The 15,210-nt window shown below is 74.2% G+C and carries 12 protein-coding genes and 1 riboswitch; of the genes, 4 read left to right on the top strand and 8 right to left on the bottom strand.

The genetic code is table 11. From position 1 onward, the window contains the following. Window positions 1-103 precede the first annotated feature (103 nt). Entirely contained in the window at window positions 104-2,026 is a 1,923-nt protein-coding gene (gene dnaK / locus ACZ64A_RS30875; RefSeq protein ID WP_469815060.1) for a molecular chaperone DnaK, read from the bottom strand. A gap of 210 nt (window positions 2,027-2,236) precedes the next feature. Here dnaK and ACZ64A_RS30880 point away from each other — a divergent pair, with 210 nt between their 5' ends. Beyond that, entirely contained in the window at window positions 2,237-2,947 is a 711-nt protein-coding gene (locus ACZ64A_RS30880; RefSeq protein WP_469815138.1) for a DUF4142 domain-containing protein, read from the top strand. A gap of 63 nt (window positions 2,948-3,010) precedes the next feature. On the opposite strand, the gene ACZ64A_RS30885 is transcribed toward ACZ64A_RS30880, so the two are convergent. Together ACZ64A_RS30885 and ACZ64A_RS30890 are read right to left on the bottom strand one after the other, a co-directional pair. Further along, window positions 3,011-4,654 (bottom strand): glycoside hydrolase family 13 protein, encoded by a 1,644-nt coding sequence (locus tag ACZ64A_RS30885; protein WP_469815061.1) that lies wholly within the window; start codon window positions 4,652-4,654, stop codon window positions 3,011-3,013. Window positions 4,655-4,739: 85 nt separating this feature from the next. Continuing rightward, window positions 4,740-5,099, bottom strand: coding sequence for an ArsR/SmtB family transcription factor (locus ACZ64A_RS30890; protein WP_469815062.1), 360 nt, complete (start codon window positions 5,097-5,099; stop codon window positions 4,740-4,742). 145 nt (window positions 5,100-5,244) lie between these two features. Beyond that, window positions 5,245-5,428, top strand: a riboswitch (cobalamin riboswitch). A gap of 27 nt (window positions 5,429-5,455) precedes the next feature. On the opposite strand from ACZ64A_RS30890, the gene nicT reads away from it, so the two are divergent. Then, the gene (nicT, locus tag ACZ64A_RS30895; RefSeq protein ID WP_469815063.1) at window positions 5,456-6,562 is read left to right on the top strand and encodes a Nickel transporter NicT; all 1,107 of its coding nucleotides are present in this window, start codon (window positions 5,456-5,458) and stop codon (window positions 6,560-6,562) included. A 182-nt stretch (window positions 6,563-6,744) separates the two neighbouring features. On the opposite strand, the gene ACZ64A_RS30900 is transcribed toward nicT, so the two are convergent. Then, window positions 6,745-7,710 carry a nucleoside hydrolase gene (locus ACZ64A_RS30900; protein ID WP_469815065.1) on the bottom strand — a complete coding sequence of 322 codons (966 nt, stop codon included), beginning with the start codon at window positions 7,708-7,710 and terminating at the stop codon, window positions 6,745-6,747. Window positions 7,711-7,853: 143 nt separating this feature from the next. Between ACZ64A_RS30900 and ACZ64A_RS30905 the strand changes: the two genes are divergently transcribed. Both ACZ64A_RS30905 and ACZ64A_RS30910 read left to right on the top strand, forming a co-directional pair. After that, window positions 7,854-8,636 (top strand): hypothetical protein, encoded by a 783-nt coding sequence (locus ACZ64A_RS30905; protein ID WP_469815066.1) that lies wholly within the window; start codon window positions 7,854-7,856, stop codon window positions 8,634-8,636. Window positions 8,637-8,953: 317 nt separating this feature from the next. Beyond that, entirely contained in the window at window positions 8,954-9,151 is a 198-nt protein-coding gene (locus ACZ64A_RS30910; RefSeq protein WP_469815067.1) for a hypothetical protein, read from the top strand. A gap of 56 nt (window positions 9,152-9,207) precedes the next feature. Here the strand turns inward: ACZ64A_RS30910 and ACZ64A_RS30915 are convergent, their stop codons facing one another. The 4 genes from ACZ64A_RS30915 to ACZ64A_RS30930 all read right to left on the bottom strand — a co-directional run bounded on the left by ACZ64A_RS30915 (window position 9,208) and on the right by ACZ64A_RS30930 (window position 14,804). Beyond that, complete coding sequence (locus tag ACZ64A_RS30915) at window positions 9,208-10,584, bottom strand: extracellular solute-binding protein (RefSeq protein WP_469815068.1); 1,377 nt, start codon at window positions 10,582-10,584, stop codon at window positions 9,208-9,210. Window positions 10,585-10,637: 53 nt separating this feature from the next. Beyond that, window positions 10,638-13,286, bottom strand: coding sequence for a substrate-binding domain-containing protein (locus tag ACZ64A_RS30920; RefSeq protein ID WP_469815069.1), 2,649 nt, complete (start codon window positions 13,284-13,286; stop codon window positions 10,638-10,640). A 4-nt stretch (window positions 13,287-13,290) separates the two neighbouring features. Beyond that, window positions 13,291-13,647 carry an effector-associated constant component EACC1 gene (locus tag ACZ64A_RS30925; protein WP_469815071.1) on the bottom strand — a complete coding sequence of 119 codons (357 nt, stop codon included), beginning with the start codon at window positions 13,645-13,647 and terminating at the stop codon, window positions 13,291-13,293. Window positions 13,648-13,724: 77 nt separating this feature from the next. Beyond that, the gene (locus ACZ64A_RS30930) at window positions 13,725-14,804 is read right to left on the bottom strand and encodes a hypothetical protein (RefSeq protein ID WP_469815073.1); all 1,080 of its coding nucleotides are present in this window, start codon (window positions 14,802-14,804) and stop codon (window positions 13,725-13,727) included. Between the last annotated feature and the right edge of the window lie 406 nt (window positions 14,805-15,210).

The raw sequence follows: 15,210 nt of genomic DNA on the forward strand, positions 1-15,210 counted from the left end.
CAGCAACGGCAGCCGGCCCTCAGGGGCGCGGGGCGCTGCTCGACGTGCGGCTCCGCCGCGCGGGCGCGACCCGCCCCCACCCACCCGCGGACGAGAGAGGTCCTCAGCCCGCCTCCCGCTTGTCGTCGTCGACGATCTCCGCATCCACCACGTCTTCACCGGCGTCGGCACCGGAGGCGCCGGACGCACCGGACGCACCGGACGCACCGGACGCACCGGACGCACCGGATGCGCCGGACGCACTAGACGCACCGGAAGCACCGCCCCCCTCCCCCTGCCCCGCGGAGGCATACATCGCCGTGCCGATCTTCTGTGCCGCCTGAGCCGCCTTGTCCACCGCGGAGCGGATCACCCCGGTGTCCTCCCCCTTCAGCGCCTCCTTCAGCTCCGCCAGCGCCTCCTCCGTCTCCCTCCTGGCGTCCGCCGGGATGTTCTCCGGGTTGTCCCGGATCAGCTGCTCCGTCCGGTAGAGCAGCTGCTCCCCCTGGTTGCGGGTCTCCGCCGCCTCCCGCCGGCCGCGGTCCTCCTCGGCGTGCTGCTCGGCCTCGCGCACCATGCGGTCGATGTCGTCCCTCGGCAGCGCGGAGCCCCCGGTGACGGTCATCTTCTGTTCCCTGCCGGTGCCGAGGTCCTTCGCGGAGACGTGCATGATCCCGTTGGCGTCGATGTCGAAGCCCACCTCGATCTGCGGCACCCCGCGCGGCGCCGGCGGCAGTCCGGTCAGCTCGAACATGCCGAGCTTCTTGTTGTAGGCCGCGATCTCCCGCTCCCCCTGGTACACCTGGATCGTCACCGACGGCTGGTTGTCCTCCGCCGTCGTGAAGATCTCCGAACGCCGCGTGGGGATCGTCGTGTTGCGCTCGATGAGCCGGGTCATGATGCCGCCCTTGGTCTCGATGCCGAGGGACAGCGGGGTGACGTCCAGCAGCAGGACGTCCTTGACCTCGCCCTTGAGCACACCGGCCTGCAGCGCGGCGCCCACCGCCACGACCTCGTCGGGGTTGACGCCCTTGTGCGGCTCCTTGCCCGTCAGCTCCTTCACCAGCTCCGTCACGGCCGGCATCCGCGTCGACCCGCCGACCAGCACCACGTGATCGATGTCCTTGACGGAGATCCCCGCGTCCCGCACCGCGTTCTGGAACGGCCCCTTGCAGCGCTGCAGCAGATCCGCCGTCAGCTGCTCGAACTGCGCCCGCGTGAGCTTCTCCTCCAGATGCAGCGGCCCCTGGGCGGAGGCGGTGACATAGGGCAGGTTGATGCTCGTCTCCGTCGACGAGGACAGCTCGATCTTCGCCTTCTCCGCCGCCTCCCGGAGCCGCTGCACCGCCATCTTGTCCTTCGACAGGTCGACGCCGTAGTTGTTCTTGAACCCGGTGACCAGGTGGTCGACGATCCGCTGGTCCCAGTCGTCGCCCCCGAGGTGGGTGTCGCCGTTGGTCGCCTTGACCTCGATGACACCGTCGCCCATCTCCAGCAGCGACACGTCGAACGTGCCGCCGCCCAGGTCGAAGACGAGCACCGTCTGGTCGTTGCCCTTGTCCAGCCCGTACGCCAGGGCCGCCGCCGTCGGCTCGTTGACGATCCGCAGGACGTTCAGGCCGGCGATCTCCCCGGCCTCCTTCGTGGCCTGCCGCTGGGCGTCGTCGAAGTACGCCGGCACGGTGATCACGGCGTCGGTGACGTCCTCCCCGAGGTACGCCTCCGCGTCCCGCTTCAGCTTCTGCAGCACCCGCGCGGAGACCTCCTGCGCGGTGTACCGCTTGCCGTCGACGTCGCCGCTCTCCGGGAACCGCCAGGAGTGGTCGCCCACGTGCCGCTTCACGGACCGGGCGGTGCGCTCCACGTTCGTCACGGCCTGCCGTTTGGCGACCTCCCCGACGAGCACCTCGCCGTTCTTGGCGAAGGCGACGACGGACGGGGTGGTGCGGGCGCCCTCCGTGTTGGTGATGACGGTGGGCTCGCCGCCCTCCAGGACCGCGACCACCGAGTTCGTGGTGCCGAGATCGATTCCGACCGAACGCGCCATCGGGCTCTCCCTTCTCGGGTGCCGTAGCTGCCGGGGCTGCGGGCCTCACCTCACATTCCTGCATAAATCGGGATCCGACCACCGTCAAGGAAGATTTTTTACGGCGCCCCCCGAACACCAGCGCCGCCGGCCGCGTACTCCTGTGCGTCCGACCGGACGACGACAGGAGGCATGGTGCGACTCTCGCGGACCGCGACGGGAACCCTCTTCATGGGCGGAGCCCTCGGCCTGACCCTCGTTGCGCTCGCCTATCCCGCCATGCTGGGCCTGCAGACGGTGTCCAGCGACACCTCTCGGGTGATCGCCAACACCCAGTGGGGGCCGCTCACGGAGGGCGACCGGGACTTCGTGGTGAAGGTGCGCGCGGCCGGGCTGTGGGAGTACCCCGTCGGGCAGATGGCCCTGAAGAAGAGCACCGACAAGGCGGTCCTCACGGCGGGCCGCCACCTCATCGACGGGCACGCGGCCCTGGACATCACCTGCCGCAGGATCGCGCCGATGCTGAACATCACGCTGCCCAACCTGCCCAGCCCTCAGCAGCAGGGCTTCATCGCCACCCTCAACGCGGACAGCGGCAAGCAGTTCGACTCGGACTTCGCCAACATCCTGCGGGTGACGCACGGGTCGATCTTCAACACGGTCGCGAAGATCCGCTCCACGACGAAGAACACGCTGGTGCGCGCGCTGGCCGACCAGGCCAACGACACCGTGCTCGACCACATCACGGTCATGGAGAAGACCGGCCTGGTCAACTTCGACCAGGCCCTCTTCCAGCAGACCTCCCCGCCGAAGCTGCCCTCGAACGACGTCACCCCGCCACCTCCGGCCGGGGGTCAGCCGCAGGTGGTCCTCACCCCGCCGCCGAACCCGACGTCCGTCCCGGTCCCGCTGCCCGGCGACCCGTCCCCGACGGTGCGCTGACCGAGCCGGGAGCCGGACCGTGGTGCCCGGGCGCTGACCGAGCCGGACCGCGGTGTCCGTGCGCTAGCCGAGCCAGACCGTGGTGTCCGGGCCGAGGCGGCCCTCCTCCAGCGGTGCGCTGGCCAGCAGCACCTCACCGGCCGGCAGCGGCACCGCCCGCTCCGACAGGTTGGCGACACACCGCCAGCCCTGGGAGCGGGCGAAGGCGAGCACCCCGGCCGGGACGTCCTCGGCCCACCGCAGCTCCTCGCCCTCCGCCAGCTTGCGGCGCAGCTTCAGCGCGGACCGGTACAGCTCCAGCGTCGAGCCCTCCACACCGTCCTGCGCCTGCACGGCGTACGACGCGAAGGACGGCGGCTGCGGCAGCCAGGCGCCGCCCGCCCCGAAGCCGTACGACGGGCCGCTCACCGTCCACGGCAGCGGCACCCGGCAGCCGTCGCGGCCCTTGCGGACATGGCCCGTCTGCTCCCAGATCGGGTCCTGGAGCACCTCGGCCGGCAGTCCGGCGACCTCGGGCAGCCCCAGCTCCTCGCCCTGGTAGAGATACGCCGAGCCGGGCAGCGCCAGCATCAGCAGCGTCGCCGCGCGGGCCCGGCGCAGCCCGGCCGCCGGGTCGATCCGGGGCGCGCGGCCGCCGGACAGCAGCCAGGCGTTGTCGTCGGCGCCCGGCGGCAGCATCAGCCGGGAGGCGTGCCGGACGACGTCGTGGTTGGACAGCACCCAGGTGGCCGAGGCGCCGACGGCCCGTGCGCCGGCCAGCGAGGAGGTGACGACCTCGCGCAGCGCGTCCGCGTCCCAGGGTGCCTGGAGGTACTCGAAGTTGAACGCCTGGCCCAGTTCGTCCGGCCGGGCGTACAGCGCGCGGCGCTCGCCCGGCACCCAGGCCTCGGCGATGGCCGCGCGGGGCGGGGAGTAGGTGTCGAGGAGGCGGCGCCAGTCCCGGTAGATCTCGTGCACCTCGTCGCGGTCGTAGAAGGGATGGCTGCCCGGGGGCAGCACCGCCAGCGCCGCCTCGTCGCTCAGCTCGGGCGCGCCGAGGTCGCGCAGCGGCTCGGACAGATCCTTGGCCAGGGCGTGGGCGACGTCCACCCGGAAGCCGTCCACGCCGCGGTCGGCCCAGAAGCGCAGGGTGGTGCGCAGGTCGGCGCGGACCTCGTCGTCGGCCCAGTTCAGGTCGGGCTGCTCGCGGGCGAACAGGTGCAGGTACCACTGCCCGTCCGGCACCCGCTCCCAGGCGCTGCCGCCGAACACCGACTGCCAGTCCGACGGCGGCAGCTCCCCGTGGGCGCCACGGCCGTCCCGGAAGACGTACCGCTCCCGGGCGCGCGAGCCGGGCCCGGCCCGCAGGGCCTCCTGGAACCAGGCGTGCCGGTGCGAGGTGTGGTTGGGGACGATGTCGACGACGACCTTCAGGCCGAGCCGGTGCGCCTCGGCGACCAGCGCGTCGAAGTCGTCCAGGGTGCCGAGGCGCGGGTCGACGGCGCGGTGGTCGGCGACGTCGTAGCCGCCGTCGGCCAGTTCGGAGGGGTAGAAGGGGCTCAGCCACAGCGCGTCGGCGCCGAGCGCGGCCAGGTGGGTCAGGCGGCCGGTGATCCCGCGCAGGTCGCCTAGCCCGTCGCCGTCGGCGTCGGCGAAGCTGCGGGGATAGACCTGGTAGACGACGGCCTGCCGCCACCAGCCGGGGTCGCGGGAGGAGAGATCGGGCACGCGGACTCCGTTCGCCGGTCACGGATCGTCAAGAAGATGACTGTCCATTTCCCGTCGGAAGGGAACACCGCGGCGGCCTCCCGGCTCAGACCCCGTCGGCGGTGCACTGCGCGAGCAGCGCCTGTACGTCCGCGTCGACCACCCGGTAGCGGACGACACGGCCCTGCTTCTCGCCCGCCACCGCGCCGGCCGCCCGCAGCAGCCGCAGGGCCTGGGACACGGCCGGGTCGTTCATCCCGGTCGCGATCGCCAGGTCGGACACGGCGAGCGGGCCGGTGCGGTGCAGGGCGAGCAGCAGGGCGAGCCGGTTGGGGTCGGCCAGCAGGGAGAAACGGTCGGCCCAGGCACGCACGTGAGCGGCGTCGCCGATGGCGGCGATGGCGTCACAGACCCGGTGGCCGTCGATGGTGCGGCGGCCGGCGCGGTCGGAAGGCACGAGGTGCATGCCGGCATTCTCCCGCCCGCACCCCGGCCCCCGCGCAGCGGCTCCGCCCGCGTCCGCCGCCCCTCGGCGTGACCCGTGCCCCTTCCGCCCTGTGATCTTGGATACCTGCTCAGCTGTGCAGCTATGCAGAAGTGGTCCCGCACCCCTACCGTGGGCGGGCCGTGGTGTTCGGGAAGTCGGTGTGGAACCGACGCGGCCCTCGCCACTGTGATCGGGGAGTTCTCGTCCCGTCCGGCTCACGCCGGGCCACTGGTCCTACGACCGGGAAGGCAGGGACGGCGGACGCACGACCCGTCAGCCAGGAGACCGGCCACGGCACTCACGAAGTGATCCACGAGGTGCTGGAGCGTGACCGGATGACCTTGCCCGACCCTGCCCCGACGACGACCACCGCCGCCACTTTCAAGTGGCGCCGCGAGGACACCGTCAAGACCGCCGGGCTGCTGGCCGCCATCGCCGCCCTGCACGTCGCCGCCTTCGGGATCCTCTTCCTGCTCGTCGTGCCGGGCCACTACGAAGTCGGCTCCAAGGCGTTCGGCATCGGACTCGGTGTCACCGCCTACACCCTGGGCGTGCGGCACGCCTTCGACGCCGACCACATCGCCGCCATCGACAACACCACCCGCAAGCTGATGGCCGACGGCAAACGCCCGGTGTCCGTGGGCTTCTGGTTCGCGCTCGGCCACTCCAGCGTCGTCGTCGTGCTGGCGCTGCTGATCGCGGGCGGCACCTCGCTGGCCGGGAAGGTGATGAACGAAGGCTCGACGACCCACCAGGTCCTCGGCTTCCTCGGCACGACGATCTCCGGGACGTTCCTGTACCTGATCGCGGCGCTCAACCTGATCGCCCTCGTCGGCATCCTGAAGGTGTTCCGGGCGATGCGCGCGGGGACGTACGACGAGCAGGAGCTGGAGGCGCACCTGGACTCGCGCGGGTTCATGAACCGCATCCTGGGCCGCCTCACCAAGTCGGTATCCCGGCCCGGGCAGATGTACCCGCTCGGTTTCCTCTTCGGTCTCGGCTTCGACACCGCCACCGAGGTCACGCTGATGGTGATGGCGGGCTCCGGCGCGGCCGCCGGCCTGCCCTGGTACGCGATCCTGTGCCTGCCGCTGCTGTTCGCCGCCGGGATGAGCCTGTTCGACACCCTGGACGGCACGTTCATGAACTTCGCCTACCAGTGGGCGTTCTCCAACCCGGTGCGCAAGGTGTTCTACAACCTGGCCATCACCGGCCTGTCCATCGCCGTCGCGTTCGTGATCGGCACCATCGAGCTGGTCGGCGTCCTGCACGACAAGTTCGGCCTGCGCGACGGCGTCACCGCCTGGATCGCCGACATCGACCTGGACAACGTCGGCTACCTCATCGTCGGCCTGTTCGTCCTGGTGTGGGCGGCGGCCCTGACGTACTGGAGGCTGGCCAGGGTGGAGGAACGCTGGACGGCCTCCGCCACTGCCGACTAGGGCCTGTCGTTTGGATCATCCCGGCGTCGCGGGGTCTGGCACGCACATCTGCCGCGTTGTCGTCGGTTGCCAACGCTCCGCGTTGGCGCCCTCCTCCGCCTTGCAGCTGCACGCACCAGACCCCGCTCGGGTCGGCCGAGACGCACCGCAGCTCGAGGCCGGCCTGATCCAAACGACAGACCCTAGCGCTCGACCGTCTCCAGGTACAGCTTGACGTAGCGGTCGACGTCGACCTCCAACGCGACGTCGACCAGGGGCTGTTCGCGGGCGCCCTCGTGGATCTCGGACTCGCCGGGCCGGGGGCGCCGGTCGACGACGGTCTGCCCGCGTCCCGGCCCCGGCGCCAGCGACACCTCCACCGGCAGCAGCCGCGTCGTCAGGCCCGCCGGGTCGGCGACCGCGCACACCGCGCCCGCGTCACCGAGGCCGCCCGCCTCCTCGGCCTCGGGCTCGCCGCCCTGCGTGGTCGGCCGGTGGGCGAGCAGCTCACCGGCCAGCCGGGTCCCGGGCTCACCGCTCGCCCGCATCCGGTGCACATCGCTGCCGGGCACGACCACCCGCATGAACACGTCCAGGCCGTACATGGTGATCGGCACCCCGGCCGTCAGCAGGATCGCCGCGGCCTCCGGGTCGTGCCAGACGTTGAACTCCGCGACCGGCGTGGCATTGCCGGTGGCGACCGCGCCGCCCATGAAGACGATCCGCTCGATGTTGCGGGTCACCTCGGGATGGGTGCGCAGCAGCAGGGCGATGTTGGTCAGCGGCGCCGTCGGGATCAGGGTCACCGGCCGTTCGCTGGCGAGGATCTCCCGGCGCAGCAGCGTCACCGCGTCGACGTCGGCGGGCCGGCGGGCCGGTGCGGGCAGCCCCAGGTCGCCCATGCCGTCGTGGCCGTGCACGTGGCGTGCCGACCGCGCCGGCTCGATCAGCGGACGCTCAGCGCCCCGCCCCACCGGAATCTCCGGCGCCCCCGCCTGCTCCAGCACGGTCAGCGTGTTGCGCACGACGCCGTCCACGTCGGTGTTCCCGGCGACACAGGTGACCGCGCGCAGATCCAGACCGGGGTGACGCACGGCGAACAGCAGGGCGAGGGCGTCGTCGACACCCGTGTCGCAGTCGATGATCACGGGGATGGGTTGAGCGGCCACCACGGCCTCCTTCCGTCGTCCCCCGACGATAAGCGCCGCGGCACCGGGAGCGCATGTGTCGCCCGGACGGTCCTGTGCGCTGGTCGTCCGGCGATCACGGTGCTGACCTGGACCTACGCACCCCGCCCCGCCCAGGAGCCCCGATGCCCCGACCCCCGGCCCCCGCCGCCCTCGCCCTGACGCTCGCCGCCGGCACCCTCCTGACCGCCACCGCCTGCTCGGGCCGCTACCTCGACATGGAGGAGGCCCCCACCGGCACCCCCACCACGTCCGCCGCCCCCCGCACGGCACCGGCCTCCCCCACCACCACCCCCGCACTGACCGCCGCCCAGGCCCAGGCGGTCCTGGTCACCGAATCCGACCTCGGCCCGGCCTGGACGCCCACCCGGGGCGCGGCGACCTGGCGGGACGGCATGCTGAAGACGACGGGCGCACCCGGCGACTGCGCCCGCTTCCTCGACGCCCTGTACTCCGACGAACTCCTCGGCTCCCCGGCCCGCGCGGTCGTCGGCCTGGACGACACCGACACCGGCGCCCAGCTGCGCTACCAGGTCTCGGCCCAGCCGCCCGCCGACGTCGACCGCACCCTGGCCTGGCTCGCGACGGTGCCGCGCACCTGCGCGCACTTCACCGCGACGACGGACCGGGGCGTGGCCCAGGACGTCCAGGTCTCCCCCGCCTCCCTGCCGCCGGTCGGGGACGCGAGAGCGGGCCTGCGTGTCACGGTGACGGCCCCACCGGCCGAGGGCGCACAGGACCCGACGGTCCTCACCCTCGACGTGGCGGTGGTCCGCCAGGGCACGGACGCGTTCACCCTCACCAACGGCGGCCTCTCCGACGTCCCCTCCGACGCGACCCAAGTAGCGGTCCAACTGGGAGCCCTGCGCCTGGCGGAGGTCCGCAAACAGGGCCGAGCACAGGTGTAGACCAACGCCGACCGAGGACGGACGGCCCCGACTCACGACGCACCGCAGGCGCGGCAGCAACCACCCACCGGACGGCAACGGGCCGCCGCAGGCAAAAAGGGGCGCGGGGAACGGCGCGAGAACCTCTCACCGCCCCGCACCGAAAGACAACCCGGCGCCGCAGGCACCACGCACCCGGCCCCGCCACCCACGACACCCAGTCCACCCCCAACTCCCCCGGTCACCCTTGCCGTTGGCTTCCGGCAGCCCCTAGGTTGAACAGCGACTCAAGCCCACTCGACAAGTCACTGTCATCGCCCGCCCGCTGCGAGGTTGCCGTGCACGTCCGCCCCTCCGCACGCCACGACCAGCCCTATGCCCGCCCGCGCCCGGCCGGTGCGACGCCCGTCACCCGGGGCGTCGTCGCCGCGGTCCTCGCCGTCGCGGCGCTCATCACGGCGGCCAACGCCTGCCCGGCCAAGGCCGCGGCCCACCCCGCCACCGCCGTACAGCCCCGCTGGCCCGGCCACCCGTAGCCGCCGGGCCACCCGTAGCCGCCCGGCCCCCAGGCAGACTTGGCGCCCGCCGGCCGTCAGTGCGGCAGCTCCCGCCTCAGCGCCCGGTCCAGCGACTTCGCCAGTTCCTGATCGCTCGGCACCTGCGCGCCCCCGCCGCCCGGCCCCACGTCGTACAGCGGGCCCAGCGTGGTGATCAGCGTGCGGGACACCGCGCCGTACAGGGGGGTGCGCGGGCGCTGCACGGCCCCGCGCAGGGCCGGCAGCAGGATCTGCCGCCGGTAGCTGAGGCCGCCGAGCCGGTCCGGTGGCGTCCGGCCGGGGCTCTCGCCGGTCGGGGAGGCCGACGGTGTCTCCGCGTACACCGGCGCGTGCGTGCACGCGGCACCGTCCTCGTAGGCGGACGCCCGCGTCGCCGCGAACCCGGCCCGCAGCAGACAGCGCTCGCTGTCGGGACCGGTGAGGAAGCGGATCAGGTCGTACGCGCGCGCCGCCCGCTCGCCCGCCGTCGTCGACGTCACCGCCAGGTCCTGCCCGCCGAGCACCGCCTTGCCCGGCAGCCGGGTCACCCCCAGGTTGTCCTTGAACGTCCCGTACAGCGTCGGGTACACGTACGGCCAGTGCCGCAGGAACGTCGTGCGGCCCTGCGCGAAGTCGTCGAGCGAGCGCGCCTCGTCGGAGTCGTAGGCGTCCCGCAGCGTGTACGCCGTCCCGGTGCGCCGGCGCAGTTCGCCGATCCCGGCCGCGAGCTGCTCCTCGTCGCCCCGGTAGCGGCCCCGGGAGTCGGTGAGCCGGACGTCGTCGCCCCACGCGGAGGCGAACGCCTCGACGGCGTTGACGGTCCGCCCCTCGTAACCGTCGAGCTGGGTGGTCCAGCCGGCCTCGTACCCCTTCGGCCGCGTGCGGTTGAGCGCCTCGATCAGCGCCCGCAGCTCGTCCCAGCTCACACTGGTGCCCAGATCGCTGCGCCCGCTGACCGCCGCCACCTGGTCCCGCCGGTAGTACAGCAGTCCGACATCACTGTTGAACGGCACCGCGTACCGCTCGCCGTCCCACTTCGCGGTGTCGTCCACGGACGGCACGAGATCGGGCCCGCGTTCCACGGCACTGTCCGGCAGCGGCTGGATCAGCCGGGCCGCGGCGAACTCCGGGACCCAGGTCACGTCCAGGTTGACCACGTCGTAGGACGCGCTGCCGGACTGCAGCGCACCGAGCAGCTGGCTGCGCTGCGCGTCGGCCGAGCCGGGCAGTTCCACCAGCCGGGCCCGGTAGCCGCCCTCGGGCTGCGTGCGGTTCCAGGCGTCGATCAGCTGCTGCCGGATGCCGCCCTTGCCGGTGACGTCCCGCCCGCTGGCGACGACGATCCAGTGGGACGACGACGAGGAAGCGGGCGTGGTGTCCTCGTCCGTGCCGCCCGTACCGGTGCAGGCCGTCACGGCGAGCAGCGTCAGCACGGCGGCGATCCGCCGCAGTCCCGTCCCTGCCGCGGTCCTCCTCCTGCCCGGCCTCATTCCTCCCCCGTCCCGGTCCGTGCGACCTCGTCGTGCAGCGCCGCCCCCAGGTCGTCCCCGGGGTCCAGGCAGCGCCCCGAACTCGCCGCGGCGACACGCGCGTCGGGCCGGCCGCCGTCACACCCGCCGTTGGCCAGCGACACCATGACGACCGGCACACGCGCCGTACGCGCCCGCTGGAGGACCTCGTCGAGAGCGTGTCCGCTCAGCCGGTTGTCGTCCTCGTCGTCGGTGAGGTAGACGATCAGCTGCGGCCGCTGGTCGTCGGTGCCGCGGCCGTGCAGGAACTCCAGGGCGTCCAGCAGCGCCGCGTGCGGGTCGGCCTCGGCGTCGCGCACCCGGGCCCGGCCGGCGGGATCGAGGGCGCGGATGCCGTCGGCACGCCGATGGGCGCCGAACGGCAGCAGCTCGGTGTGGGTGGGGCCCAACGTGCCGGCCACCGCCCACACGCCGTACTCGTCACGGTCACCGAGCCCGCCCAGGGACTGCTTCAGCAGGCCCGGGCCGCCGCTGGGCCCCTCCCACAGCCCGGCCATGGAGCCGGAGCTGTCGAGCAGGAACAGCACCTGGCCGGGGCCGCCCGCGCTGCGGTAGCGCTCCAGCGCCGCGTTCATCGCGGTCGGCTCGGCGGCGTGGCGCGGGGCGCCGGGGTCCGTCGCCACGCCGGGCGCCGCCCTGCCCGGGCCGAGCAGCCGGTGCGGGGCGTCGGCGGAGCGGAAGCCGTAGTCGCCGAGGACCTTGCGTCCGCCGTCACCGTCGAGCCAGTCGTGGAACCGCTGTACGGCCTCGTCCCGGGCCTGAGCGTCCCGGTCGCCGTCCTCCCAGCGCACCCGTACGAACGCCGGCTGCAGGGCGGGCACGTCGTCCGGGTACTGCGCGACGCGCCCGGCCCGCACCATCTCCGAGGCGCAGCCGAGGCCGCTCTTGAGCAGGAACTCGGGCGCGAGCACGGCGGTGCGCCGGTCCTGGTCGGGGTCGTAGGGCAGGGAGCACAGCAGCTCGCCGGCGGTCCGCGCGGGCGACCCGCTCTGCCGCACGCTCCGTTCGGCGGCCCGGGTGTCGTCCCCGCCGGCGTACAGCCCCAGCGTGGCGAGGAGCGCGGCGTCGGTGAACTCCGGGTCCGGCCGCAGGACTTGCGCCCGTCCGCCGCGCGCCTCGAAGCGGGCGACCAGCTCGGCCAGCCCACCGCCGGACCCGGCCCCCGCCCCGGACCCGGCGGACCCGGTGCCACCGGACGCGGCGGACCCGGCGGACGCGGAGCCGTCACCGGCCGGCACCGCGAGGACCACCGGGGAGTAGGCCAACGGCTGTCCCAGCGGCTCCACATGCGCGAAGACCCGCTCTCCCTGCCCGGCGGTCACCCGGGTGACGTCGGCGGGGGAGGCCGGGATCCACACGTCCGGCTGCGGGCCGACGTCCCGCTGCGGATCGTCGTCGTCGCGCGGCTGCTGCCAGGCGTCGGTGCGGTCCCGCAGCGCGGCGACCGCGTCGGCGGCGCCCGCGCTGTCGACGGTGATGCCGGTACGGCGGCAGCCGTCGGCGGTGTCCGACGCGAGGTAGGCGTCCGCTGCCGCGGTCAGCGCCGGCTCCAGGTCGGGGTCGGTCAGCACCCGCAGCTCCAGCGGCGGGGCGCAGGGAGCGTGATCGCCGAGCAGGACGGCGACGGCGTAGCCCCCGGCGGCCGTGGCGGCGAGGACGAGCAGCAGGATCAGCCAGAGGCGCAGCCGGCGCCGCAGCCGGGCGGCCGTCTCCCGGCCGAGGGCGGCGACCGCCCGTAACACGCCGCGCCCCACGCGCCGGGGCGCCCGCTGGGGCCGGGGAGCCGGTTCCGGCCGGGGCGTGGGCGTGGGCGGGGGCCCGGGCGCCGGTCCACGGGCGACCCCACGCAGCAGGACGTCCTGCCCGGGCTCCCAGGCCGCCTGCGGATCCTGGTGGTCGCCGGCCCCGGTGGGGACCCGCGCCTTGGCCATCCGTTCCTTCAGCGCGGCGTACAGCTCGGTCAGCCACAGCTCACCGCTGCCGCCGGCGCCGTCGGGTCCGCTCGTGTCGAGGGCGCGGACCAGGTGCCGGGTGAAGGGGGTGGCCCGGTTGCCGCCGCCGGGGTGGATGAGCCGGTTGGCCTGCACGCTCATCAGCAGCAGGAGTTTCTGCCGTTCGCGCGGCTCGAAGCGGTGCCAGACACCGGCGGCGTTGCCGGCGTAACAGCAGTCCAGGATCACCACGATCCGCTCGGCGCTGCTGGCCGCCAGCACGGCGAGCACCTCGGTCAGCGCCACGGCGCCGGGGAACACGTCGTGCCGGCCGCGCGCCACGCGCGCGTTGCGCATCTGCAGGAAGAGTTCGTCACCGGCGGCGGTGACGATGCCGTGCCCGGCGAAGTAGAGCAGCAGCAGCCCCCGCGCGTCCCGCGCCACCCGGTGCAGGGCGGCGGCGAACTCGTCGTGCGCCGGCGAGACGCACGGCACGACCTCCCCCTCGCGGAACAGCCCGCCACGGTAGAGGGCCTCGGTGAGGGCGGTGCGGTTGTAGCGGACGGCGGGCAGCTGTCCGGGCACGCCGTCCGGGGCGTCGGCCCTGGTGTGGTCGTACTCGGACACGCCGACGACGAGCGCCCGGTTGGCCTTCCCCCGTGGGTCGAAGCTCACCGGTTCAGTCCTCGTCGGAGTCCAGCGGCTCGATCCGTGTCCTCGGCGGTTCGCCGTCCTCGACGCGCCGGCGGTTGGCCTGCCAGGCCCTGACCGCGCGCGAGGTGTACTCGGCCAGCGCGGCGACCGTGGTGACGTCCCCGGCGATGTGGAGCGCGATCTCCCACGCGGAGCCCATGTGCTCCCCGGCCGCGTCCGTGCCGGGCCGCACCTCGATCTGCAGCGTTCCCGCCCGCACCAGGTCCTGGAGCGGCTGCTCCTGCTCCAGCCACGCCTGGAGCGCGCTCACGTCGGTTCTGCTCGCGCTCGCGTCCAGACTGACCCGTACGCCCGCCCCGGCCACTGCGTCCCCCTCAGCCATGTGCCTCATCATGACACCGGGTCAGGTGGTGGAGGGAGACCTCGGACGAACCTCGCCCACCCGGCGTGCGCGACCGCTCACACCCTGGTCGGCGACTCCGGCCGGCCGTCCAACTGCCGCAGCTGGCCGAGCACATGATCCAGTGCGCCCTCCCGCCGTCCCGGCACCCGGCCCCGCACCTCGGCGAGCGCCGCGCCCAGGTCCCGCGCCCGGTCGGCGTCGCGGATCGACGCCCACTGGTGGTGCGCCCGGTCCACCGCGGCCTCCACCTCCGGCGCGTCGGCTGCCTGCCCGGCGGCGAGCCGCGCCGAGGCGACCGCGAGCCAGGTACGGCAGCTGCGCACCGGGTCCCCGGCGAGCATCGCGAGGTCGGCGCGGACCTCGGTCCAGTGCAGCGCCTCGTCGGAGCCGGGGCCGTGGGCCCGCCGGGCCGCCTGTTCCCACTGCGCCGCGAGCGCGTCGGCGTCGGCGTGCCGCCCTTCGCGCACGGCGGTGCTGAGCGCCACGTGCGGGTCACTGGGGGCCGGGCCGGGCGCGCTGAGCACCAGGTCGTGCAGCGGGCCGTCCGCGGCGATCCGGGCCAGCGCCTGCTCGTGCAGCTGCGGCAGCGGCGGCCGCCGACCGCTGCGCAGGATCGTCGCGACGGCCTTCATGTACGCCGGTGCCGCCACGCTGCGCCGGCCGGGCGGCGGTGCGATGCGACCGTAAACGGCGGTGCCGCGGCCGGAGTCGAGCGCCGAGGTGCGCAGCCACTGCCAGCACTCGGCGTCGGCGTGCAGGTCGACCAGCAGGGTGGTGCTGCCGCCGGCCCGCAGCCGCAGCTCCTCGCGGAACCAGTGCCAGGGGAAGGCGGTGTAGCGCACGCTGGCGGCGGTGGTGCGGGCCAGCGCGAGGTGCGGCAGGCGCTGGCGCCGGTCCAGCTGGAGCTGCCCGGTGACGAACACGGTCAGCGGCCCCGGCGCGGCCGCGGCGGCCCGCAGCCGGGTCAGCACGGCCTGCGGCTCGAGCGGGTCGGCGAGTTCGACGACGTTCGCGGTGTCCGTCCCGGCGAGCACGGCGGGCGGCACGGCGGCCAGGACGGGGAGCACGGAGGCCGCGTCCACCAGACATCCCCGCCCCACCGGCGAGGCCGCGAGCAGCAGCACGGTTCCGGCCATGGGCCACTCCCCCCTGACGACTGTCGTGGATCACGTACGGCAGCACCGTAACGGCTGCGGGTGCAAAGGGGGACCGCGGGACGGCGACGACGTCCGGACCGGCACGGGGGCGGCGGCCGGCCGAAGGCTCGGGGCGGGGGTGCGGCGGCGGGAATTCCGGCGGGGCGCGGCGGCGGGATTCCGGCGGGGCGCGCCGCTGGTCGGTACCGGGGTGGAAGACCTGGTTCGGCACGCGACCGGGTGCCGGAGCACGGCCCGCCGGGAGTGGGCGTGGGTGGTGCGCGGTCGGGGGCCGGGGCCGGCGGTGGTGGGCGTGGGTGGTGCGCGGTCGGGGGCCGGGGCCGGCGGTCGTGGGCGTGGGTGGTGCGCGGTCGGGGGGCGGGGCCGGGGTGGGCGCGCGGTCGGG

It is taken from the genome of Streptomyces sp. NPDC104814 (assembly GCF_055583185.1).